The following is a 22741-nucleotide window of genomic DNA, read 5'->3' on the forward strand; positions in this document are numbered from 1 at the left end:
CCTATTTCAGTTTCGGATCTAATGCATCACGGAGTGCATCGGTAAACATCGAGAAAGCCGTCACCAGTATTGCCATGGCAATCGAGGCTGCGGCCAGTTGCCACCATTTTCCTAAAATCAGCTCGCTTTGCGCTTCATTCAGCATGCTTCCCCAAGACACTACTCCGATTGGCACGCCAAAACCAAGGAAGCTGAGAATCACTTCAGATTTGATAAAAGCCACCACCAGAATGGACATTTGTACCAAGGCAATATGACTGACATTCGGAAAAATATGTACAAACATACGTCGTAAATTACTCACCCCAATTGCCTTGGCAGCCAGTACATATTCACGCGCCGTATGTTTCATGTACTCGGCACGAACCAGACGGAATACTCCCGTCCAGCCGGTCAGACCTAAAATCAGGATGATTGATAAAATCCCTTTCTGTTGTAACACCGCAGCAATTGCCAGAACCAGCAGTAAATAAGGAATTGAAGTAAAGACATTATAAAACCAGTTGAGGAGATCATCGACCCAGCCACCAAAATAACCGGCAAGTGCACCAAGTACGGTGCCAATGATCACAGCGACCAAAGCCGCAACCAGTCCGACCAGAATCGAGGTTTCCGCACCTTTAATGGTTTTCTGTAAAACATCCTGTCCCCATTTATCCGCACCAAAGATCAGACTCTGTTTTAATTCGCTGTCCTGATCCATCAGCTGACCACCGAGCTGCTGGTTAATGACGCGCATGTCTTCTGCCAGCGGATCTGTTACACCATAATAATCGATGCTGCCCCCCATCCTTTGCTCAGCAGCAATTTCGGCATTGAGTTCTGCAATCACCTCTTTTAAAGGATCGACTGGATTGACCGGTAAAACGACCAATTCTGCTTCCTGTTCTTCACCGGAAACAGCCGGCATAGGCGCTGCACTGATAAAACTTGGCGGTGCATAACTGACCGCCACTTCTTTATTCCAGTCCTTGGCAATAAAACCGCTCATGGAAAGCAAAAGTAGCAGCAAATAAAACAGCACCACCAACAAGGAGAACATGGCAATCCGGTCACGTTTCAAACGGCGCATGGCCAGTTGCCATAATCCTGTTGAAGTAGACTCAGGCACAGCTTGAGCGTGTTGCTCTTTTTTAAATATCGCACTCAGCATAATTCACCTACTTCAACTGTACGCGTGGATCGACCCATTTATAGATCAGATCGGCAATCAGGTTGAATATCATGGTCGCAGCGGCAACATAGACCGTAATCGCTTTAATCACCGGGAAATCCGAACGCTCTACGGCAATAATCACTTCACGGCCAATCCCCGGAATACCGAAAAAACGCTCAATCAGGAAAGCACCTATCAGCAGTGCTGGAAGCCCCGCCATCACATCGGTAATAATCGGAATCGAGGCATTGCGTAGCACATGCACGCCCAGAATCCGGCTCTCGCCCAGACCTTTGGCCCGTGCAGTACGCACATAGTCCTGATTGACTTCATCCAGTACGAAACTGCGGTACAGACGTAAGGTCGGGGCAATACTCACCACCAGCATAATCAGTACAGGCAATAAGGCGTATTTGAAAAGATTGTCAGCGAAATTATCACCCCAGCCCTGCACCGGAAACCAGCTCAGCTCATAAGCGAGGAAATACTGAAACACAATGATATAGACCAGAATACTGATCGACATGCCGATGGTGCACAGCATCATGATCATGCGATCGGTCAGACTGCCGCGAACTGACGCCACACCCAAGGCCAAAATGATGGAAATAATGGTTTGCAAAATGGTCAGTGGAATCAGAATGGTCAGTGAGGGTCCCAGACGCGTACTAATAATTTGCGCCACCGACTCGCCGGTACTCCAGCTCACCCCATAATCAAAGGTTAAAATCTGCTTGATGAAAATCCACAGTTGCACATAATACGGTTGATCCACCCCAAGCTGTTGCCGGATGTTTTCAATCTGTTCTGCATTGGCCATCTTACCAGCGAGGATATAGGCAGGATCGCCCCCCACCCAGTTAAACAGCAGAAAGATCAGCAAAATCACCCCGAGCATGGTGGGGATCATTTGCCAGAGCCGTCGAATAATATATGCCAGCATCGCTTGCCTTCCTTAATTTTTTCCAGAGATTTCATTAAAGAAAGCTTTGCTGTCCGGATCACGACCCAGAAAGTCTTTCACCATCTGCTCGCCATGTTTTTGTCCGCCTTGCGCCAAGACCGTATTGCGATAATGCGCACCGACTTTTTTATCCATCAACTGATCGCCAAAGGCAGAGAGCATATCCAGCGCAATCACCTCGGACCACATATAGCTGTAATAACCTGCCTGATAGCCGCTCATCACATGCCCAAACTGTCCCGGGAACTGCTGACCGGGTACATAACCCAAGGCAGTTTTGCTTTCCATCTCTTGCCATAATTTTAATGGGTCGGTCTTGAGGGCATCTTTACTGTGTAAGGCCATATCGTACTGCGCATATAAAGTCTGACGCGCATAATGCAGACCGCGACCATAGTTTTTTACGTCTTTGAGACGCTCAGTCATGGCAGCATCGACACGTGGACAAGCCGGTTCACAATAATCGGCCACTTTTGATAAGGTTTCCAGACGGCGTGCCCACTCTTCATACATCTGTGAAGGTGCTTCCACCAAGTCACGCTCTACCGATGTACCAGACTGTTCGGAATAGCGGGTTTTCGATAAAATCCCGTGTAAGGCATGCCCCATTTCATGCACAAAGGTTTCCAGCTCGTTGCTGTTCAAACCTTTGCGGTTGAAGTTGGTGACCAGTACCGACACCGGACGACGCTGATTCAGGGTACTGCCACCATAGGCGCCCCAGACGGCCGCGTGTCCATATTTACCTTCACGCGGGTATTTATCGACATATAATCCGCCCAAGAATTCACCTGAGGCAGTGTCATGTACCGCATAATATTCCACTTCATTGTGCCAGGCCTTGACTTTCATCGGCCTGAAATCAATCCCGTACAGTTCTGATGACACAGCAAATAACCATTTTTGTGCCGCTTCGGTCGGGAAGTAATCGCGCAGTTTTTCCTGATCGACCTTATATTTGGCCTGACGCAGTTTTTCACTCCAATAGCCCTGATTCCAGCGAGTAATATCTGCTTTCTCTCGTGGAACTTTTAAGGTCTCGGCTTTGAACTGGCGTAACTCCTCTACATCTTGCTTCTCTAAAGGTGCGACTTTGCTATATACATCCTCTAGAAAAGAATTCACCGCTTCAGGGGTTTTTGCCATACGAAATTCAAGGGCTGAATGTGCATAGCTTTCTTTATCAAAAAGTTGGGCCATCTCATAACGCAGATCAATGGCTTTTTTCATAAATTGCAGGTTTTGCTCTGTCCCACGGCGGGTATAAGCCATCTGATAACGTTTACGCGCTTCATCACTTTCTGCCAGCTCCATGAATGGCTGGTATTCCGGATAATCAAAGCCAAGCAGATAATTGCCTTTTTCATTTTTCTTTAACCCCGCCATATAGCTGGCTGGCAGACCTTTCATTTCTGCTGGGGTAAATTCGACTTTATGCGGATTATCACGTACATTTTTGGCGAAATCCTGAGACAGCTTGGTCGATTCTTCGATGATATCTTTCAGGCGCTTTTGTTTTTCTGCACTGAGTTGTACCCCTGTTTTTTCAAACTGCTCCAGAATATCTTGCAAGAATTTTTGATCAATCGGATCGCTGGCCTTCAGTTTCTTGAACTGGGCATACAGTTTCGGATTCTGGTACAGCGTGGTCTGGTACTTGCTGATTTTTAGCTCACAGTCATCTGCTGCCTGACGCAATGCAGGGTCTGGATCGACATTACTATACAATCCGACTGCTGCACCAAAATCCCGGGCTTTGGCATGTAATTCATCCCATTCAGCCAGATAAGGCCCTGCCTTGGCCTTATTTTTAATTTTCTGATTTTCAAATATCTGAATATCTTTTTGCATGCTGGCCAGATTGGCATCACATAAAGATGGAATCTCTGCTGCCTTAAATAATGGCAGTAGCTGCGCTTGAGTCTGTGCCGCTACCCCCTGATACCCCCCCATTATGACTAAACATAAGCTACTTAATTTTAAAGACTTCGATTTCATATTTATCTCCAGATTTTTCTTACTTTTTGCTATCAATATCGATGTACATCCACTCTGAAGACAGAATCGGATGGTTTTTATAACCAATGACCCGAGGTTGCGACAAGACATTACGATAGGTGCTATATAGCATCAGTACCGGCATATTCACTTCCAGAATCCGGGACATTTTGCGATAGATTGCATCACGTTCAGGACTGGCTGGCATGCTTTGGGTTTGCTCATACAGGCGGTCAAATTCAGGATGTTTGAAGCAGGCATTGTTGGTGACATTGACATTTTTGCCATAAAAAAGCTGCATGAAGTTGTCGGCATCCGGATAGTCAGCAATCCAGGCCGAGCTTTTAAACATGGTCTTACACTGTTTTTCCAGCTTGATCGCCTCGGCAAATGGCATGGCTTTGCTGACCATCTTGATCTGAATATTGTCCAGGGCTTTTTTCCAGAATTCTGCCTGTTGCTGACCACGACTGGTATTACCGACAATCAGTTCAATCTCTAAAGGCTTACCATCGGGTTGTCTGCGCCAACCATCGGCCCCGACTTTGTATTGATAACGGTCAAGCAGCATATTGGCCGCCTTGACCGAATAGGGAATACTGCTTTTATAATCCGGTGAATAACCAACCACTCCGGGTGGTACCGGCATCTGTAACTTATTGGCATCGCCCTTGAGCAAGACACTGATCATATTGTCGGTAGAGTAAGCCATGGCCATGGCACGACGTAGCGCAATTTTTTCCTTGCTGAACCCACCGACCACAGGATTCTGCATATTCCAGTAATGGTAGCCAATCAGCGGATCGGTAATCCTAGATAACTGAACCCCTTTTTGTTTTAAGGAGGGTTTGAGTAGCCCATTTTCAAGCGCCTGAACCACCATGTCGCCGTCGATTTCAGTCATGTCCAATTCATTTTTATTAAAGGCCAACCAGCGTGACTGGACTTCTTCAATGACCCGGATATCAATCGTGCCAATTTGCGGCATTTTTTTGCCTTGCAATGCATCCACAATAGGCTGGTCTTCGCTGCTACTGGCTTTAAAATTCCAGACAAAACTCCGGTAGTTCGGACTGGCTTTTAAAATAATGCGTGAACCCGGAGTCCAGCGTGACAATAAATAAGGGCCTGTACCGACTGGTTTGTCCATCGCAAAGCCTGCTTTATTACGGTACTTTTCAATAACTTCACGGGCAACTGCAGCTGCTGGGCCATGTGCCAGTAACATCGGAAAGTTTTGATCCGGTTGGGTCAGTTTCAGAATCAGGGTATAACGGTCTGGCGTTTGAATGCCTTCAAAGGGGTTTTCATAGACTTTGCCATTCTTTTTGCCTAAGGCGACCCATGCTTCCAGCCCTTTAATCCGGCCATCCAGCAACCAGCTATTTGGTGAATGCAAGTTGGGATCGATCAGACGTTTTAATGAATAGGCATAATCATAAGCCGTCAGTTCACGTTTCTGACCTTTAAAAACGGGATCATCGGCGAAGTAAATGCCTTTTTTGATTTTGATGGTATAGGTGAGACCATCTGCACTGACTTCTGGCATGGCAACCGCGGTATTAGGAATCAGCTTGGCTGGGGTTGCCAGATAGTCATAGCTAAACAGGTTTTCAAAAATCGCGCTATTAACCCGGGCTGAATAGGCATCGTGCGTTGCGGCGGGATCAAATCCGGTTTCTGCCACAGGAAAAACATCCCGAATCACCTTGTTAGGATCTGCAGGATTAACGGCCCATGCAGAAACGATCCCCGAACAGAGCAAACTTCCCAACAGAACACTACCCGTCAGTTGCTTGAATTGCTTTGATAAATTTCCCTTCATCATACTCTTCATCTAAATAGGTTTATTTTTTGACTGGTTCAATATCGAGATATTGCCAAACGGAGTTCATGATTGGATGTGCCTTAAAGCCTTGAACCTGAGGATGAATCAGCCAGTTACGCACCCGGGTATTGTGTAAAATCCAGGGATTATCGGCTTCGATTTGCCGGTTCATTTTTTCATAATAGGGCGTACGCTGATCTGGTGGCAGCTTCATGGCAGCCTGATACAGGGCATCATAGGCTTTTGAGGTATAGCAGCTCAGGTTGCCCTGCTGTGCATTTGGGCCATATAAGAGTTGAGCAAAATTTTCACCCTCCGGATAATCTGCAATCCAGGCGCCGCCCCACAGCATATGTTTACATTGGGTGGCTTCTTTCAGGTTGTCGGCGAAATTGCTGATTTTAAATTCAATACGTAGACCAACTGCATCCAGATTCTTTTTCCATAATTCCGCTGCAATCACTGAAGAGCTGGAACTGGTCGAGTTCATTTTCAGTGTCAAAGGTTTGCCATCAGGCAAAGTCCGATAGCCATCTGCACCTTTTTTATAACCGAAACGCTCGAGCAGCTTGTTGGCCAAGAGGGGATTATAGGCAATACTATTTTTATAAGCTGGATTATGCCCATTCACGCCTTCGGGAATGATCATTTCAGCTTTATCTGCATGTCCCTTATACAGCTGTTTGATGGCTTCATTCTGGTTATAAGACAAGGCGATTGCCCGACGCAGAGCGATTTTTTCTAGTGAATTTCCACCGACCACAGGATCGCGCATATTCATGATGGTATAAGTGATTTCTGCATCTTTATTTGGATAATGCAAAATGCCTTTTTGCTTGTATTCATTTTTGAGCTGCTTATTGACCAAGGCCTGTTCAGCACCACTTGCAGTGAGCCGGTCATAATCCATTTGACCCGATTTCAGCGCCAGCCAGCGCGATTGTTCTTCTTCAATAATACTGACCTTGACCCTCCCAATTTGCGGCATTTTTTTGCCGCTCATTTCTTTCACCAGACGTTGATCCCAGGCCGTATTTTCACCCTTAAAATTCCAGCTAAATCCCCGGTAATCTGGATTGGCCTTTAACTCAATCCGGCTACGCGGCACATATTTATGCAATTGATAGGGCCCTGTCCCGACTGGATGCTGACCTGCACGCGCGCCATAATGCTCAATGACTTCTCTGGCGGTACCGCTAAAAGTGACATAGGCCATGATATAAGGGAAATTAAAGTCGGAACGCGTGAGCGTGATTTGCAAGGTATATTGATCAAGTGCCTTTAGTCCTGCAATTGGCGCATCGTAATTAAATTGACCAGAACTTTTGGCTTGCTGAATGGCAGCATCTGCACCGAGAATTTTGCCCTCAATAAACGAAAAGGTCGGCGAATGATTTTTAGGATCCATCACCCGCTTCATGGAGTAAATATAGTCCTCGACAACCAGTTCACGTTTTTTGCCCTTAAATGCCGGATCAGCACTAAAGTAAATTCCAGGCTTAATCTTGAAGGTATAGACTTTGCCCTCCTGCTCGATCTTGGGCAAGGCTTCCGCAGTGTTCGGGGTTAAAGTGGCGGGTCGTGCCAGATAGTCATAGCGTAATAAGGGTTCAAAAATCGCTTCAGCAATACTGCCACTATAAAAATTATAGGTCTTGACCATATCAAAACCGTCATCAGGCGCTTCAAATGCAATATTTAAAACTTTATCTGACTGCGCAGGCGATTTTGCCAAGACCGCCTCCCCCGATCCGATGGTCAGTGCTAAAACGGTCATCTTTAACATTGCTGATTTCAAAGTCATACCTATTTTTATCTTAATGTTTTATTGATCTAGGAAGTTCTTAACCTAACGCCCTATATTTGTTGCAATTTATGAATCAAAGCTGAATAGAGAAATTAAATTGGACAAAGCAAATCTCATATCTTCAAAAACAACTATTTTTTCAACTTCTACCGAGAAAATTTATTTTTATGCACTTGCCCTTATTCTGCCTAACCAAATATTTTTAATGAACCTTTTATGTCATTTTTATCTTTAAAACGCCCATTCGTCTTCTCTTCACACAAAGATAAATAAGCTTTTTTTTAGAGAATTCACATGGCCTTGATCTTAGAACCCAGAAATTCATAATAACCAACTGCTCACTAAATGTCTCTTTATGCAATCATCCTATTCTTTGTGCAATGTTTATCAACCCCACATTGTCCCAACTGAAACCAGAATAGTATTGCCCTCAATTTTTATCCCATAAAAAAACCCAGCATATGCTGGGTTTTTTCTCAATCCGATTTTACATCTGTGATTGAATATAATTTTGCAAGCCAATCAGTTCAATTAAACGCAACTGTTTTTCTAACCAGTAGGTATGGTCTTCTTCAGTATCTGACATTTGCTGGCGCAGCATATCACGGGTGATATAGTCACCTTTTTCTTCGCACAGCTTGATGCCTTGTGCCAGTTTTTCCCGCACATGATATTCAAGTTTCAGATCGGCTTTCAGGCAGCTCACGACATCTTCACCAATCTCAACGTCATCGCGTTGCATGTTCGGTGTACCTTCAAGGAACAATACACGGCGGATAATCGCATCCGCATGCTGGGCTTCTTCCTGCATTTCGTGGTCGATACGTTCAAAGATTTTGGTTAAACCCCAATCTTCATACATACGAGAGTGAATCAAGTATTGGTCACGAGCAGCCAGTTCGCCACCGATCAACATATTTAAATAATCTACGACTTCTGGATTACCGCGCATTTGAATTACTCCCTACCTTTATGCTGCTATTATGGAGAAAAGCATTCAGATTTGCAAAGCTTAACCATGTTAAATATTTGATTTTTATATAATTAAAATGAGAAGTACTTGCATTTACACTTCGTTCTGAATCAAATCCCATTTATAAAACAATACTTTGCATTTTTACGGCGCTCGGCTCTACAGCTAAATACACCAAAGAATGTTCAGGTTAAAATTTGTAAATATTCATGAAGATCAGTCATATTAATAGTTTTTGTATAAACATCACCGCATTGGCGTACTTAATGCATAAATTTCGCTTATGATGCAGACAAATTTAAAACAACAATGGTTTAACTATGACACATCTATATACTACAGCGCCGGTTCTAGTTACCGGTGCATCGGGTTATATTGCCAGCTGGGTCATCCAGAAATTACTCACGCAAGGCTACACCGTACATGCCACGGTACGTGACCTGAATAAAAATAAAAGCTTTGCCCATTTAGAAAAAATTGCCGATAACAGTCCAGGCACTTTAAAGTTATTTCAGGCCAATTTATTAAGCCCGGGCTCTTTTGATGCAGCCATGCAAGGTTGTGAAATTGTTTTTCATATGGCCTCGCCTTTTGTGGTGACCAATTATAAAGATGCGGTCAAAGACATTATTGAACCTGCGGTTTTAGGCACTGAAAATGTCCTGAATAGCGTCAATCAGACAGAATCTGTAAAACGCGTGATCGTCACGTCGAGTATTGCCTCTACTTATGGCGATGCGGTTGATATTCTACAAACTGAAAATAACAGTTTTGATGAATCATGCTGGAATACCACCAGCTCGGAAACGCATCAGCCTTATCCTTATTCTAAAGTCATGGCTGAACGCAAGGCCTGGGAGATGGCAGACGCACAGGATCGCTGGACGCTGATTTGTATTAATCCGGCGCTGGTCTTTGGTCAATCCTTAACCTCCAACACCCAGTCCGGAAGTGTCGAGGTCTTGCAGCAATTCGCCAATGGCATGACGCTATTCGGTGTTCCACCCATGTGGAATGGTGTGGTCGATGTGCAGGATGTCGCTGAAGCACATCTCCGTGCTGCATTTAAACCGGAAGCACATGGGCGTTATATTATTTGTAGTGAAAGCCTGAGCCTGCTGGAAATGGGGCAGATTTTAAGAGAAAATTTTGGCAATAAGTTCCCCTTCCCGCGCAATCAGTTGCCAAAAGCGGCCTTTAAACTGTTTGGGCCATTGGCAGGCTTTAGCTCTAAGTTTGTGGAACTGAATATGGGTTATCCAATTTTCTTTAATGCCCAGAAAAGTAAAGATGAGCTCGGCATTGAGTATCGTCCGGTACAAGAAAGTCTGGTCGAACATTTCCAGCAACTGCTGGATGATGGCATAGTCAAAAAATATATTCCTTAAAGTTTATAGATTTAAAAAGCCACCTGAAGGTGTAATGCTGATCAGTTAAGGAGTTTAGAAATAGACTCTTTAACTTTTTAGTCGTTCACTACGGAGTCTTAATGTTATAAATCAAATTCTTGTAAATTATTTGTTACTTTGGTTTCGCCTAAATGAGAAGCAAAGCTTCGCAAGGAAGGCATCTTGCGGAGCAACACTCCTCACCGCAAAACTCGTCAGCTACCATCGATTAGTAAATTTGTCGCAGAAACAATCATTTTTAAATCTAGTCCTACCTCAAACAGTTGCGGATGACTTTTCTACTTGTCAAATATAATCATGAATTTAAAAAAGAAAATGCCAGTCAATTTCTTAACTGACTGGCATTACCTCGAAAGGCGCTTTTTAAATGACTGTGCTTCAATCAAGTCCTGATTTAGGCTTCAAGCTGACCATAGTCTTTCATCAAGGCAATAAACTGTTCTTCATTAATCACAGCTATCCCGAGCTTTTCTGCCTTGTCCAGTTTGGAACCGGCTTTTTCACCCGCCACCACACATTTGGTTTTGCTCGATACACTGCCGCTGACTCGCGCGCCTAATGCTTGAAGCAACTGAGTCGCTTCATCACGCCCCATGGTGCTTAATGTTCCGGTGACCACCCAACTTTCACCATTGAGTGGTTGGCGTGTTGGCGCAATGGGTGCATCCCAGTGAATGCCGGCAGCCAGTAAACGATCCAGAACTTCCAGATTATGCGGCGCCTGAAAGAAATCAATAATCCATTCTGCGGTAATATCCCCCACATCTGGCGTTTTTTTGAGTGCTTCGATATCCGCGATACGTAATGCATCCAAGGTCTGGAAATTATTGGCCAGCATGCGCGCTGTAGTTTCACCCACGCCACGAATACCGAGTGCATAAATAAAAGCGGCCAGTGTGGTTTTCTTACTGTTCTCAATAGAATCTATTAAATTCTGAACAGATTTTTCACCCATTTTTTCAATCTGTAGCAGCTGCTCACGATGTTCATGCAGGTGATAAATATCCGAGACATCTTTCAGCAGATTTAGATGCAGCAAAGATTCTGCCCAGCGATCCCCCAGACCCTCAATATCCATGGCTTTACGTGAAACAAAGTGACGAATCGCCTCAATACGCTGCGCTGCACAATACAGCCCACCCGAACAACGCGCCAAGGCTTCACCTTCCGGCATCACTACCGGTGAATCACAGACTGGACATTGCTCAGGTAAATGCACTTCAACGGCATCCACCGGGCGGAATTCCGGCCAGACTTTTTCCACTTTAGGAATTACCAGGAAGTGTCACCTTACATCTAACCTTTCATCATGCAAATACTATTGTAATAAATGAGATTTTGATATAAAAATAGAACATCTTCACTAGTTGAAACTATCAAAAAGAGAATGGCTGTGATAGATCATGACGAAAGGCTCATTTTTTTATCTACGTTTATTAGTGTCGGTGAGTTGGTCAGAAAATGGATTGATTCTAAGAGCACGGATCAACAGCCCTTGCTTTCCCTTATCTTGATTCGGTACATCGAACTGATCCATTCACCTTTCAAAAATGATGATAAAAACGAGCTAATTCTTAACCTTACTTACATTCGTGCGGACCTTTGCCAGCAGAATAAATTTAAATATGCAAATGAAAGGTATAAACAGATTTGCTTGCTCATAAAGCACATGATTTATGAGAGCTATTTCAAAGGCGGAAATGTCGATGGTCTATCTTTCCTCATGTGTACTCTCACTGAACCTCAATACGAAGCCTGTAAGTCTGAGAAAATTCCATTCGAGGTTTCTCTCAAGATCAACTATGACCTTTCCAAATCAGAGACAGTAGACAACGCTAAAGATCATTCTCTCTCACCTACTGTTGCACTAAGGCTTGAATACTTATCAGGAATTTTGAATGCTGATGTTTATTATTTAATTTCCAATTTTATATCTCAGTCGGGTAAGCAGCGACAAACCAAACTATCATTTTTATTAAAAACATACATAGCAGTACTGTATGAAGCACTTAACAATAACGATCCAGGTGAACTAGCTAAAAGCCTACACTATATTCGAATAGACCTCTGCAAAAGATACACTTTTAAAAGCAGTAGAATTTTAATAAGTGATCTTCAAATGCTCATTAAGAAATTAATTAATATAGAATTTTTTAGTAAACAAGAATCAAATAAACTAGATAACTTTCTTACTTTACCAACTGAATCTCAATTCCAACTAATTAAATCTGAAATTATACCAGAAGAAATATCTAATCTTTTCTCACATGAATCTAGCGCCGATGAGAACTTTAAGAGAATACTAAACTCCACCTGCACTCCAGAAATTGCTAATAGATTAAAAGAGCACGTTAACAGTTTTAAGCATAAGAAACATCATAGAGGCCCATTAATTCAATTTTTAGAGCAAATTTCATCAAGTAATATTGAGTGGTATAAACATCCCAGAATTATTCAAGGTGAGCTTTTAAAATATAGAGGTAACTTGCTTGATGAATATCAAAGAAATACAGCATATGGTAAATTCCAGAACGTTAAGAACTCACTTGATGTATTAGTTAAACATGGCGTATTGCCAGAAAACGTTGAACTTCCGGACAATTTGCGTAGGTGTATAAATACGCAAAAGGTGCGAAAAGACAACCCGCTCATTTGTGAAGTGGACATGTATGATGAAAAAAAGCGTGATGAATACATAAACACCCCCCAATTTATCGAGTCTTTAAAGAGCGAACTTTCATATAACTTGTGTATGCTTGTGAAAAACGCCCAAGAGATTGTTTTTCAGGGGTACAAAAAGTTTTGTAATAAAAATATCATCATAGAGCAAAGCCAGTTTGATGAATTCATGAACCACCCTCAATTACTCGTAAGTAGAACAAAAGGCAGCAATTCTAAGTCAAAGGTAAACCCTTTTAATAGCGCACATCCATTACGCTTAAATAATTTAACTGCTTATTACAATCATTACTTTAATGATCTACTAAATAGCAAAACTCAACATAATATTAACAATCTCGCTATAAGCGAAGATATCCTTGGATATCTAGGCTTAACAAGCAGTATTGCATCTGCGATGCAAACCATCATCACAGAAGAATTAGGGATTAATCCGTACTCGCTTTATAGAGTAAAAATATCATCTGACGGTCACGGCCATGAATTTGTTATAGTGGATGATGAGGGTTCTGTAAGAATTAAAGCTTTAAAGCCACGAGCTAGAAGCGCTCGCTCAAGAAAAGCAGAAGGATCTTGTAAATCATTAGCCGATATAGATGCATATGAAATAAATGCGGCAACTTGCTTAAGAATGGCATTAGAAATGACAGCAAGAATCAGAGAGACCTTGGGAATACGAGATCTATGGGTTTGCCTATCTTGTCACGGTACCACTGTTCCATGTCCTGAAACATTCCAAAATAAATTTAATAAGTTCTGCTTGACGCTCTCACCTCAGAACACGACTTTGCAGGAAGCTACATTAAAAAAAGTACGAACATCAAAAGGTGTTTTAATTTATTTAAATTCAAATGGCGACTCCATCAAGACTTCGACATATTTTGGTAATACTGTTAAGACAACTCTTAATCGTTACATCCCGAAATATTTAACTGAGATAATTTACAGACTCAAAATAAGAAACTTTCAGAAGATATTTCTGTTTATGGCTACCTCATCTGATAAATTACCTTTCAAGTCACTAAATATGAGTGAGGCCGAATTGAAATTACAGCTAAAACAAGTTTTCAATAATCCAGATATGGGAGGTAATTTATACGAAAAACTAACTAACCCTTGTATAGATAATGAGGAAGATATCCCACTATATTTTTGTGTATCTGATCTAAATCTTCAGTTAGCTATAAAGTATGCGAAAGATGGTAAAGATGAGAAGTTAAAGAAAAACTGTAAAGATGTACTTGATAAGATTGGACAAGAGTCCTCAGTAATGATGAAGCATATGCTTAGGACAGCACAGTTAAATGTCGAGAAAAATAGTTCTTAGGTGTGTAAATAATGAAAAGTAATTTAAGCCCTATAAAGGAACGCATAGACCCTAATGACTTGCTAGAGACCATTGTTAATTCCTCTTACCCTAAACCTCGATGGATGTTGAACGAGTCTATAAATGATAAAACTTGGTACTTATCCAAAGTTGGTATTAATTTATCCTTCTATAAGGAAAACCTTAATAAAGCCCGAAAGTTTGAATTCAAAAAAAAGATTGCAGATAATGAGTATCTAACTGACAAAATTAATGAAGCATTATTAATAGATATCCGTAATAGTCTTCTTTATCTTGATACAACAGGTAAAATTACAAGACCAGCTAGGATTTCGGATATCGCTATATCTGTAATTCATCTCATCTACCATGCAAATGAATTTCGTATTTCCAAGAGCGAACCTTTAGTTAGAAGCCTAGAGCAAATCAAATTAAAAGAGTTGAAACATTACTTGTTATCTTTCAATGTAGAGAGGGATTTGTTTGAAAAAGCAGTTAATTTTATATTAATAAAATGGAGCTCAAAGAGCGATATAAACTGGTCTTTAATAAAAACTGAGTTTGCTATTACAACTAGGGAATTTAAAAGTCTTAAATACAAGGTAATTAAATACTTAGAATCAAAAGATGATGGCTTTTTTTCTCAAATGGCGTATAAGCGAGAATACAATAATGCATGTACACGAGAGTTTGACATAGACTTTGATCTGTATCCAAGTCAAAGTACAATCTCTAATGAAATCTCTAAATTGGAAGCCTTTTTTACTGCAAGAACTGCCCAAAAATATAAGTTTCAGTATTCGCCAATGAAACTGTTTTCTGTGGGAAGGACTATTTTTGATGAAATGATCGATAGAGTGAAAACTCCATTGATGCCAATTTCATTATCCCTTCATACAACTTCCTCAGCATTACATTTTGCACGCGTTTATGGAGAGCCACTTCGTCAGTACCTTTCGGATTTATCTAAAGGCGAAGTTAACAGGATAAAAGAACTTGGTATAGCTTTATCAACCAGCAGGCAACATAGCCTAAAGATAAAGAATTATGTATATAAAACAACTAAGATCCCAAGCGCTCTCAAACCTTTAATCATTACGTCATGGGAAAAAGCAGATGTCAGTAAATTTGACTATAGCGAGTTAAGAAATGGCATGTCTGTTAATATGGCTATCAGACTTTACACAGCTGCAATATGGATTCTGATCGCCAGCTTCTCTGCTGGCAGAGCAACATCATTGCGGACTTTAAACCGTAATTGCTTTGTACAATCCCCAGTTGATGGTTTGTTTGACATAGTCATGAAAATCCCTAAAAGCTCAGAAAGGTTAGAGTTAGAAAAAGTACATAGACCTATCCCTGATTTAATATACGATTACGGTCTAGAGTTCGCTTTAATGGTATGTGAGCTTGAAGAAAGACGAGGTTTTATAGGAGATGAGAATGAACTATTTTTGTTTGGTTGTGCATTGTCATATAGATCAATCAGTGCGGCTCGTGAAGATGGCGGGGAAAACTCTAAAAACCCTTTAAGCGATGACTATATTAATGCTTCCATTAATATGTTTATGGACTGGATTGAATCCCCCCTGATCGGTGGAAAAAGATGGTATCCATCAACACACCAATTTAGAAGACTATTTGCTGTAGTGTATTTTAACTTCTCAGATCAAATTGGATTAGATGAGCTATCTTGGTTCATGGGTCACTCTAACCTCGATCAAACATTCTATTATGCAGAAGTGTCACCTGATGATGAATGGATCGACGAAGCTGAGGCTACTATTGCACAGATAGGGGCATCATTAAACAAGCATATTAATGGTGATCAAGCAGTGAGAAGCATCATTAACAAAGCCAGACAGTCAACAAATATTTCAACTGTGCTAGAGACACTGGTCCGTAGATTGATTGACGAACATAAAGAAAAAACAGGTCAACAAGTCCGTTTCTGTAAAATTGATGGAAACGAAGTTTTCTTTTACTTTATTAAACCATAAAACTAGGAATTTAGTTATGTCAAAGTTTAAGAAGGGCGAAACTTCGAAACCAGTTATCGATAAAAAGATTGAAATATCCTCATCTATAAAGCGAAAAACTGAACTCATAAATAAGATAGAATGCTTTGAAGATATACCTAGCAGCTTGGAAATGAAAAAAAACGCCATCTCACAAACTTCAGTTCATAAGTGGGATGATAGTGATCTTAATATTATATCTTATTCTTACAATACAGCTCATGCTGAGCATAACTTAAAATATTTAAACGATCTAATTGATTCAATTAAAAATGCCAATCATAGGCTTTCTCAACTCCTAGAATCAGAAAGGAAGGATAAAGGTAATTCCACCGCCAGAATCTCACAAAATGAAGTCAATAAATTAAAAATTGAAAACGAGGAATTACGTGTTGCATTAGCGGAAGTGTATAGAGCTTATATGAGTCTTTTAGATCAATGTCGAGAAGATAAGGAAATCGATGCTGCATATAGAAAACTTATTCTATCTCAAGCTCAAATCCTAGGTAGAAATCGACTCTGGCTGGTTAAATAATGTCTTCTGTAGTCGTTGCAAAAGATCCTAACCTTAAATTTCTCAATACTAGTAGGCGAATAGATCAAAACAATGATTGCCCACTTCCCATGATTTTAAAGAAAGGTGGTAAGTTTGATTGGGATGCTAATTCATTTATTACTCATTATGGCGGTGGTTCACAAACATATAATATTCGCCCATTAGCAAAAACCGTTCAAAAAAAAGCATATAGTTTAAATTTGTTCTGTGATTTCCTTGAAGATAATTCTATAAATCTGAGTGAGATTAATGATAGCACTCTTTATCAATATATTAAGGAGTCAAAAGATAGGAATATTAAAGACGGTACTATTATTCAACATGGAAGGACTGCAATTGAGTATATAGATTATCTCAGTAAAATGTATCCAGAATGGAAACTGGGTACTACAGGGAAAGATTCAGATAAAATATTCAGCGTGCATTATGAAAAACTTAAATTCAAGAAAGGAAGTATAACAGGTGAGTATTTTTATCATGAATCACTTGTCGGACTAATTAACATTGCCTCTGAAGCTGAATACGTTCATGATCACGAGTTAGTTATGTGGCTAGATGCCATCAACTGTACAACCAACCACCCAAGAATAAATACATTCCTCATAAGCAGGTGGGAGGCCTTAACCACATTACTAGATATTACAGGTTCTAGAATAAGTGAGGCTCACGAGATAACCCGAACTATGATAAAAAAGGCAGCGGATTCATTACTCATCAGTGACAAGCAGCCAATAATCCGAAATATCCCCATAAGGAAAGGAAAATACAAAGGTAAAACTCGATCAGTAAAGACTACCCATGAGGATATTCAAGTTATTCTTTTATACGTCCATATAATTGAAGATATGTTTCCTGATATGGAGCATGATGCTCTTTTTGTCGATTCAGTCACAGGAAAACCATTAAAATCTACTTATTTAAAAAATTATGCAAAAAAGGTTATTAACGGTAGTAAATATTGTGAGGCTCTGAAGCACCTAACCAATCATTCTTTTCGCCATAGATTTATTACCCTTAATATAGCTAAAGCAATTAAGAAAATATCAGCACAAGGTAGCTTTTCAAGTATTCTGAGTGTTGCTTCAAATGCATGCCGAAAAGTTACCATGCACGCAAACAATGAATCTATGTCACATTATGTGCATCTAGCCACTGAATACAATGAAAAAAATGATCAAGGAGATATAGATATGAGCAATATTTCTCCTCAAATTAGAATTCGTGTAAAAAAATTAATCTCAATTGTAAATTTGTTCCGCTTAAAGGAAATAAACGAAGCTGAAGCTTTAGATTCTCTTCTCTCAACGATAAATGGATTTAAGAAGTTTACTTAAAACCAATCAGCCTTTGTTCTTCAGTTCAGATATGTGAGCGGAGAACGCTCAAAGTTTCTGATGGACTGCCACCACTCTCCTAGACAAATTTAGTCTATTTTTTTGCTAATTCATAACCATGATTAAGAAGCTTATCAAATTCTTCATAAGTTAGTCGTCTAAGAGTGGTAGGAAACTTTGATGCAAACTCAGAGGAACTACAAATATCACCATCATTTATCTTATCTATAATAGAGATCAAATTACCTCTATTTACGTCTTGTTTAATATAATTTACGAAAGCTCGGATACGCAATGCTCTTGACTGATCATAGATTATGTCTGTGATTCGTTTTAGACGCCAAGGATTAATTTTAGATAAAGAAAAACCTTTTTCTAATGGGGTACTTGCATCCGATACTATTAACTGAGTCTTACTTGGGAGAGATTCTTTTAAAGCACCTCTACCCGCATTAAAAAAAGGTTCAAGCCCAAGATTATCATATACACCTCCATCGTAAACATGAAACCTTGGATATAAAGGGGAAATGGTTAACTGGTTTTCCTCTAGCTCGTTCCATGTTTTTCTTTTTTTCCACTCATATGATTCAGCTTGAATAACTAATGGACCAATCCCACCAGGAAAGCCTGCGGATACGGCTAAGGCATTCGCTAATGGAAAATTTTTAGAGGATGCGTATCCTAATAAATAATCTCCAAAGTTTTTCTGCTTAAATCTAAATCTTTTACCTGTCTCGGCTGTTGTTCCATTTATTGACCATTCAGGAAAAATAGGAATATCTACGAGTTTATTGTCAATTTCCCATTCATCCTTTAAAGCAAATGCTAATAAATTGGCTCTTGATAACAAAAAATACCAATTTCGCGGCTTCAGAAGTTGCCTTGCCATTCCTCCTATTAAACTTCTAGTACATAATTTATTTCGCAAAGAAGGAAGCAGGTGTTCAGTGTATTGATAGGATGTTGGCCATTGCATTTGATTTTCTTTTAATAATAAGCCGATTATTAAACTCCCGCCCGATACAGTAGAGATATGACTAATTTCCTCTAACTTATTTTGTTCAGATAAATATTTTAGTACCCCCAAATGGAATACCATTGCTCTAATTCCACCACCTGAGAGAGCTAAAGCAATATTGTTTGGCTTAGTCATTAATTTCTTATTCCTTTAAAAACTTGAAAATTATTATCACCTACAATAAGCGATATAGCAGGTAGTCCTTCTTCTGCCATTTCTTGTGCAAGATGTGTTAACTGAATAATATCCTCTCCACTCATAGAGGTTGAGTGACCAGTAGGATGGCTATGCCATTCACCAATATATCCCACTATACCCATTGTCCTAGCTGAAATTTCCTTTACTTTTTCAGCTAATCCGGCCGTTCCACGTTCAAAAGATGTTGGCGTGGATTTACTATCTGAAGGGCTTGGTAGAGCTGTGACAATTACAACTGCTTTAATATTGAAATCATAATAACCTAATAGAACGCCACCTGTTTCATTTGGAAGGCAATGTTTTCTCATCTCAGAAAGAAGTTCTATAACTCCTTCATCAATAAATAAGGTTATATTATCTAAAATAAAATTTCTTTCTGCGTAAACTGGAAAATTATATGCAGAAGTAGAACCACTTTCAGGCTCTGTTTGCCACACTTTAATGAAAGCAGTAGGAAGCGTAGCTTGATGCTGAATTTGTTCAGCCACAGTACAAGCATGTCTTAAAATTCTAGAGTAAGGTAATACAACAGAAATATCCCTGCATCCGGCACCGCTCCAAAAAGTTCCTATAGCATTAGTTAGATGGTCTCTACCTAAGTCATTTTGAATAAGAGCTCTATAGTATTGGGCTTCTAGGGTCCTGAGCTTAATTTTTCTTTCTATATCTTCGCCTAGTAATACAGCTCCATTACCATTAGGAGTTATAAAAACTGAAATGTGGCGTGATAGTGAATCATCATTACTAGCTGCACGGGGATATTCGAGAGTAGTTGAGGCATCGATTACAATATCTGGATCGCGTATGATTGAAGAAGAGTTTTTTATAAGATCAGTAGCATCAGCTACTACGCTTGTAAAAATAGATGCATTATCAACCGCTAGAGAATGAAGTTCCGTAACGACATTAGCTTTTGATTCTCCAATATGAGATACATAAGCCGTATGTCTTGAGAGATTGTGAGGCTTGATATGATCCTTATCAATGACAGTCCATTTACCCCAACCGCTTCTTCCCCATAAATTGAGAAGTGCACTACCTAATGAGCCAGCTCCAATAAGTACTCCTGTTGCTCCTTCTGAACTGATACCAGATTGTTTTCGAGCTGCAGAATTGTCATTTACTTGTAAAATTTCAATAGCATCTAATGGATGTGTTCGCCAACGATTATTAAGTATTTGATTGTCTGTAAGAAGCAATGTATTCCGATAATATTTACGATCCATTTTGATTAATAGGTCGAGTTCCACCCCTAAATCTAATATATCAATAGGCGTCAGAAAAGCTCTATAGAGTTCTTTTTCAACGGGGCTATCGATAGCTCTACATATAGGGATCTGTAATAAGATGAGTGTCCCTTTGTAATTGTCAGGTACTGTAGCGCCAGACTCCGTGACTAGTTTGTCTAGGGCAATTTTTAACTCTTTTATTAGATCAATACCTCGATCTAATAAAAGGTCGACTAGTTCCCCAAAATTGCTTGGATCATTTGCTATTACACCATGGACAACAGGTGGCAGCTCTAATTGTATATATCTAAATCTAGAATTATTTTGATCCTTTGGATTATCTGTATGTAAAAAACAAGAAAAACCTTCATCCTGACGCACAGAACCACGAGTAATTATAAAATTTGAATTTTTTTCTTTTAACTCTTTAAAATTAAAGGGAAGAATAAGTTCAAATTTGCTCCGAAAAAAAAGACTTTCAACAGGTTGATCTATTGGATGTAGTTCGTTTTTTGAACTTTTCTCAAACCACCATTGGATTCTTCTTAGAAATTTTTGAGGCGTCCAAGTCCTTAATACCGAGATGGATGGTTCAAAATATAAGCACAAGCTTGCTGGTTGGCCTTTTCCTCGCTGATTCTGGTGTATTAAGGTAGGAAAATCTTTACGCATTGCTAAAACATGGACTAACTCTTCTGGATCTTTGGATACAAGAAGAGCAAGACGTTCACGATATTGCAAACCGACGGTATTCCTAGGAGGAATACCGTCGCATTCTACGTCAACAATAATAGCTTCTGCTGTTAATTCCCCATCAATTGGAAAGCGCATTAATTTGATGCAGCTATAATCATTATTACGATCAATAGCTTCTAATAATTCTTTAGTCCTAGATAGCATCAAATCTGTACGATCAGGAATATCTACTCCCCGGTTTAGATCAAAATATTCTTGTGTCATCGTTGCCTGCTCTAGGAGGTACTGAAGTAATAAGAGACGGAGCTCCTATATTTGTAGTGCGTATAAACGAAATACCACCTGAAGTAACTTCAAAAGTTAAAGGTTCTGGTTTCTGCTCATTAGGTTCTTGCATTGTTACAAGAAATTTACGTCCTTTAATTTTTTTAAGGTACTTGTTATAAGTGTTATACGCTTGAATATGAGGAGGTTGTACCTGTCTATAACTATCTTTATCATCTCTTATAGGGTGACTCGAACTCACTAAATAAGCATCAGCTTTTCCCATTTCTAATAATTCTTGGACTAATGGAGTTGGGTCAGTTTCATCAACTCCTTTATCTTGGGCATTAAGCGCTTTATAGCTGCAATGATGAGGAATATTAAATAAATCCCATGCTAAACGGTCATCATTCTGATGATACTTGGTAATACTTACAATATCGTCTAGATCACATGAGTCTGCATCACCTACTGCTAAATAGTCATAAATATTATCATCTGCATTAAAGCGAATATTGAAGATCAAAGACGCTTGATTTCGAACTATATCTCCACCAGCACAGTGTTTTATAAATGGAGAATGGCAGAAAAATTCGACTCCATCTTTGAATAAAGAAAAAGTTGGAACTAATGTACCTGCATCAACGAAAAGATGATCGCGTGCATTCGAACTCTCTCCACGCTCTTTTAATTTTGGTGATAGCCAGTCAGTTAATTCAGATGGTTTAGAAAAAACGCGTATACCTTCACCTTCAAGTAAACGATGTCTTGCTTCCTGACGTAATATGACAAATTCATCTGATCGGTGATCATTATCAGTTTTCTCTAATAACATGGCTGCAGGTACCCAAAGCTCAGAGATTTTAATGCGCCCGTTACCTTGATATTTAGTAGCAAATTCAAGTTCAAAAAACTCAGTAGATCCACAAATATGATCATCGTCAGCGTGGGTGAAGGCGACGACATCAAAATAATCTCTATCAGCATCGTCTAACTCTTTTTTTAATCTAGTTTTAAGGTCAATTACAGGTTCCGAAGTATTTTCCCCTTTTTTTTGATGGCGGTAATCCATCAGAATTCTTCGACCATTATTCAGAATAATTTGGCTAGTATCCCCATTCCCAACCGGGTAAAAAATAACCTTGTGTTCTATTTGCATTTTTAAGTGAATCCTTTAGATGAAATTATTTTACTGATATATAAGGTTGAATTTTCTATATACAAGGATGGCTGAAAAAATTACAGAATTAGGCCGACCTTATTCCCAAGTTGAATCCTAAATTTGAG

14 protein-coding genes and 1 pseudogene are annotated in these 22741 nt (G+C 39.9%); 5 read left to right on the forward strand and 10 right to left on the reverse strand.

Features of this window, described 5'->3' with window-relative positions:
• Nucleotide 1 precedes the first annotated feature (1 nt).
• The 6 genes from FTV30_RS03910 to bfr form a co-directional block, all read right to left on the reverse strand.
• Complete coding sequence (locus FTV30_RS03910) at nt 2-1153, reverse strand: ABC transporter permease (RefSeq protein WP_159138574.1); 1152 nt, start codon at nt 1151-1153, stop codon at nt 2-4.
• 7 nt (nt 1154-1160) lie between these two features.
• On the reverse strand, nt 1161-2099 hold the full coding sequence (locus tag FTV30_RS03915) for an ABC transporter permease (RefSeq protein ID WP_180001054.1): 939 nt from the start codon (nt 2097-2099) through the stop codon (nt 1161-1163).
• Nucleotides 2100-2111: 12 nt separating this feature from the next.
• Nucleotides 2112-4118, reverse strand: coding sequence for a M3 family metallopeptidase (locus FTV30_RS03920; protein ID WP_180001055.1), 2007 nt, complete (start codon nt 4116-4118; stop codon nt 2112-2114).
• A gap of 19 nt (nt 4119-4137) precedes the next feature.
• Complete coding sequence (locus FTV30_RS03925) at nt 4138-5943, reverse strand: ABC transporter substrate-binding protein (protein ID WP_180001090.1); 1806 nt, start codon at nt 5941-5943, stop codon at nt 4138-4140.
• 22 nt (nt 5944-5965) lie between these two features.
• A complete protein-coding gene (locus FTV30_RS03930) occupies nt 5966-7723 on the reverse strand; it encodes an ABC transporter substrate-binding protein (protein ID WP_180001056.1) in 1758 nt (585 codons plus the stop codon).
• A 517-nt stretch (nt 7724-8240) separates the two neighbouring features.
• Nucleotides 8241-8705 (reverse strand): bacterioferritin, encoded by a 465-nt coding sequence (gene bfr, locus FTV30_RS03935; protein ID WP_005095949.1) that lies wholly within the window; start codon nt 8703-8705, stop codon nt 8241-8243.
• A 341-nt stretch (nt 8706-9046) separates the two neighbouring features.
• On the opposite strand from bfr, the gene FTV30_RS03940 reads away from it, so the two are divergent.
• Nucleotides 9047-10114, forward strand: coding sequence for an aldehyde reductase (locus FTV30_RS03940; protein ID WP_180001057.1), 1068 nt, complete (start codon nt 9047-9049; stop codon nt 10112-10114).
• Nucleotides 10115-10529: 415 nt separating this feature from the next.
• On the opposite strand, the pseudogene FTV30_RS03945 reads toward FTV30_RS03940, so the two are convergent.
• Nucleotides 10530-11411 (reverse strand): annotated as a pseudogene (locus FTV30_RS03945) (helix-hairpin-helix domain-containing protein); the annotation flags it as partial.
• A gap of 111 nt (nt 11412-11522) precedes the next feature.
• Between FTV30_RS03945 and FTV30_RS03950 the strand changes: the two are divergent.
• From FTV30_RS03950 to FTV30_RS03965, 4 genes are read left to right on the forward strand one after another with little or no spacing between them, the layout of a single operon-like run.
• Complete coding sequence (locus FTV30_RS03950) at nt 11523-14141, forward strand: hypothetical protein (RefSeq protein WP_180001058.1); 2619 nt, start codon at nt 11523-11525, stop codon at nt 14139-14141.
• An 11-nt stretch (nt 14142-14152) separates the two neighbouring features.
• A complete protein-coding gene (locus FTV30_RS03955) occupies nt 14153-16141 on the forward strand; it encodes a hypothetical protein (protein WP_092692908.1) in 1989 nt (662 codons plus the stop codon).
• Nucleotides 16142-16157: 16 nt separating this feature from the next.
• Nucleotides 16158-16694 carry a hypothetical protein gene (locus FTV30_RS03960; RefSeq protein ID WP_092692924.1) on the forward strand — a complete coding sequence of 179 codons (537 nt, stop codon included), beginning with the start codon at nt 16158-16160 and terminating at the stop codon, nt 16692-16694.
• On the forward strand, nt 16694-18049 hold the full coding sequence (locus tag FTV30_RS03965) for a site-specific integrase (RefSeq protein ID WP_180001059.1): 1356 nt from the start codon (nt 16694-16696) through the stop codon (nt 18047-18049). Before FTV30_RS03960 ends, FTV30_RS03965 begins: the two co-directional genes overlap by 1 nt.
• A gap of 94 nt (nt 18050-18143) precedes the next feature.
• Here FTV30_RS03965 and FTV30_RS03970 read toward each other — a convergent pair whose 3' ends face one another.
• Genes FTV30_RS03970 through FTV30_RS03980 form a run of 3 tightly spaced genes read right to left on the reverse strand, consistent with a single transcriptional unit; the run spans nt 18144 to nt 22613 of the window.
• A complete protein-coding gene (locus tag FTV30_RS03970; protein WP_180001060.1) occupies nt 18144-19202 on the reverse strand; it encodes a patatin-like phospholipase family protein in 1059 nt (352 codons plus the stop codon).
• The gene (locus tag FTV30_RS03975; protein WP_180001061.1) at nt 19202-21454 is read right to left on the reverse strand and encodes a ThiF family adenylyltransferase; all 2253 of its coding nucleotides are present in this window, start codon (nt 21452-21454) and stop codon (nt 19202-19204) included. Before FTV30_RS03975 ends, FTV30_RS03970 begins: the two co-directional genes overlap by 1 nt.
• A complete protein-coding gene (locus FTV30_RS03980) occupies nt 21435-22613 on the reverse strand; it encodes a hypothetical protein (protein WP_004669931.1) in 1179 nt (392 codons plus the stop codon). Before FTV30_RS03980 ends, FTV30_RS03975 begins: the two co-directional genes overlap by 20 nt.
• Nucleotides 22614-22741: the final 128 nt, after the last annotated feature.

It is taken from the genome of Acinetobacter sp. YH12255 (assembly GCF_013417355.1).
In the GTDB taxonomy this organism is placed as follows: Bacteria; Pseudomonadota; Gammaproteobacteria; order Pseudomonadales; family Moraxellaceae; genus Acinetobacter; species Acinetobacter pseudolwoffii.

Coding starts and splice junctions, on each gene's coding strand:
- FTV30_RS03965 (WP_180001059.1), top strand. CDS start 16,694: ATGTCTTCTGTAGTCGTTGCAAAAGATCCTAACCTTAAATTTCTCAAT.
- bfr (WP_005095949.1), bottom strand. CDS start 8,705: ATGCGCGGTAATCCAGAAGTCGTAGATTATTTAAATATGTTGATCGGT.
- FTV30_RS03930 (WP_180001056.1), bottom strand. CDS start 7,723: ATGACCGTTTTAGCACTGACCATCGGATCGGGGGAGGCGGTCTTGGCA.
- FTV30_RS03910 (WP_159138574.1), bottom strand. CDS start 1,153: ATGCTGAGTGCGATATTTAAAAAAGAGCAACACGCTCAAGCTGTGCCT.
- FTV30_RS03915 (WP_180001054.1), bottom strand. CDS start 2,099: ATGCTGGCATATATTATTCGACGGCTCTGGCAAATGATCCCCACCATG.
- FTV30_RS03950 (WP_180001058.1), top strand. CDS start 11,523: ATGGCTGTGATAGATCATGACGAAAGGCTCATTTTTTTATCTACGTTT.
- FTV30_RS03980 (WP_004669931.1), bottom strand. CDS start 22,613: ATGCAAATAGAACACAAGGTTATTTTTTACCCGGTTGGGAATGGGGAT.
- FTV30_RS03940 (WP_180001057.1), top strand. CDS start 9,047: ATGACACATCTATATACTACAGCGCCGGTTCTAGTTACCGGTGCATCG.
- FTV30_RS03970 (WP_180001060.1), bottom strand. CDS start 19,202: ATGACTAAGCCAAACAATATTGCTTTAGCTCTCTCAGGTGGTGGAATT.
- FTV30_RS03925 (WP_180001090.1), bottom strand. CDS start 5,943: ATGAAGGGAAATTTATCAAAGCAATTCAAGCAACTGACGGGTAGTGTT.
- FTV30_RS03920 (WP_180001055.1), bottom strand. CDS start 4,118: ATGAAATCGAAGTCTTTAAAATTAAGTAGCTTATGTTTAGTCATAATG.
- FTV30_RS03960 (WP_092692924.1), top strand. CDS start 16,158: ATGTCAAAGTTTAAGAAGGGCGAAACTTCGAAACCAGTTATCGATAAA.
- FTV30_RS03955 (WP_092692908.1), top strand. CDS start 14,153: ATGAAAAGTAATTTAAGCCCTATAAAGGAACGCATAGACCCTAATGAC.
- FTV30_RS03975 (WP_180001061.1), bottom strand. CDS start 21,454: ATGACACAAGAATATTTTGATCTAAACCGGGGAGTAGATATTCCTGAT.